This window comes from Mycobacterium sp. (assembly GCF_049673265.1).
Classification (GTDB): Bacteria; Actinomycetota; Actinomycetes; order Mycobacteriales; family Mycobacteriaceae; genus Mycobacterium.
On sequence record NZ_JBATXN010000346.1, the window covers coordinates 1 to 1,644 of the forward strand.

Genomic DNA, 1,644 nt, shown 5'->3' on the forward strand with positions numbered 1-1,644 from the left:
TCGCCCGTGGACAACGCGGCGAAAAACCTTTCGGCTGCCGGTGCGGGACCCTCCGGGCGCGGCGTGCAGGCGGGCAAGACGACTGTTGCGAGCAGAACCAAGCCTGTGGCTTGTGATGCCAATGTGGTTTTTGTGGCCATTGAGGCTGATGTTATGGAACCGTGCCGCAAGACCGGCGTAGGCGCACCGAGACCGGACCGTTACGGGCGACGATTCGCCTCGAAATCGTCGTTAGGCATCAGAACTGCGGGTAGGACCGCTCGAGCGTCGATCTCGGCGCTCGCGCAACGACGGTCGCGGATCAGTCCAGCAGAACGGTCGCGAAGGCACCGACTTCGACGAAGCCGACCCGCTCGTAGGTCGCCCGGGCCACGGTGTTGAAGTCGTTCACGTAGAGGCTGGCGATGCGCCCAGTGCCGACGATCACCGCTGCCAGCGTCGCGGTACCGCCGGTGCCCAGGCCCTTGCCGCGCCACTCCGGATGAACCCACACCCCTTGGATCTGGCTGACCGCCGGTGACTGGGAGCCGACTTCAGCCTTGAAGACCACCTCGCCGTCTTCGAAGCGGGCCCACGCGCGGCCCGCTGCGATCAGGTTGGCAACCCGGCGCCGGTAGCCGCGGCCACCGTCGCCCAGCCGCGGGTCGACACCTACCTCGCCGATGAACATGTCGATGGCGGCCACCAGGTAGGTTTCGATCTCGTCGGGCCGCACCTGGCGCACACCGGGATCGATCTCACATGTCGGCATCCGACTCAGCGACATCAGCGGCTGATGCTCACGCACATCGCGGGCGGGGCCCCACGCCGGCTCGAGCCGTTGCCACATCGGCATCACCAACTCGGACCGGCCGACCAGTGACGAGCAGCGCCGCGACGCAGTAAGCGCCGCGTCGGCGAACGCATACAGGTCGGTCAGTCGACCGCGCAGCGGAATCAGGTTCGCGCCGGCATAACACAGCGACTCCTCTGGCCCGCGGCGCGTCCACAGCTCGCCGCCGATCGAGTTGGGGTCCAGGCCGTGATCGGCCACCCGGGCGGCGACCATGCACGACCCGACCGGGTCGTCGTCGAAGACACGGCGCACCGCCGCGCCGTCGCGCACTACCGACACCCGACGCTCGCTGACCACGCGGCGGATGGGTGGAGCCGACATACCAAATCTTTCTGGGACCGACCGTTTGGCCCGAGTGGGCCGCGTTTCAGCTTACGGTCACAACCGGCGAACCGCTTGCCGTTGGGCCTGAGTCCATCTCGGCGGCCAACCGCATTGCCTCTTCGATCAGCGTCTCGACGATCTGCGCCTCGGGCACGGTCTTGATCACCTCACCGCGGACGAAGATCTGACCCTTGCCGTTACCCGAGGCGACGCCGAGGTCGGCTTCGCGCGCCTCCCCCGGCCCGTTGACCACGCAGCCCATCACGGCCACCCGCAGCGGCACATCGAGTCCGTCCAGGCCGGCGGTGACTTCGTTGGCCAGGCTGTAGACGTCGACCTGGGCCCGACCGCACGACGGACAGGACACGATCTCCAGCCCGCGCGGCCGCAGGTTCAGCGACTCGAGAATCTGAGTGCCGACCTTGACTTCCTCGACCGGCGGCGCCGACAGAGACACCCGAATGGTGTCGCCGATCCCCTGGGAC

At 67.7% G+C, this 1,644-nt stretch carries 3 protein-coding genes; all 3 read right to left on the minus strand.

Annotation, left to right across the window (positions count from 1 at the left end):
- The coding region (locus tag WBF82_RS12040) for a hypothetical protein (RefSeq protein ID WP_424383257.1) at window positions 1-140 on the minus strand (140 nt) is incomplete at its 3' end.
- Between the two features lie 161 nt (window positions 141-301).
- Window positions 302-1,156 carry a GNAT family N-acetyltransferase gene (locus WBF82_RS12045; protein ID WP_424383255.1) on the minus strand — a complete coding sequence of 285 codons (855 nt, stop codon included), beginning with the start codon at window positions 1,154-1,156 and terminating at the stop codon, window positions 302-304.
- A 46-nt stretch (window positions 1,157-1,202) separates the two neighbouring features.
- On the minus strand, window positions 1,203-1,644 hold a 442-nt coding region (locus WBF82_RS12050), incomplete at its 5' end, for a flavodoxin-dependent (E)-4-hydroxy-3-methylbut-2-enyl-diphosphate synthase (RefSeq protein WP_424383256.1).

What these genes read in the sequence shown, in the direction of transcription:
- WBF82_RS12045 (WP_424383255.1), bottom strand. Translation starts at nt 1,156, where the DNA reads ATGTCGGCTCCACCCATCCGCCGCGTGGTCAGCGAGCGTCGGGTGTCG.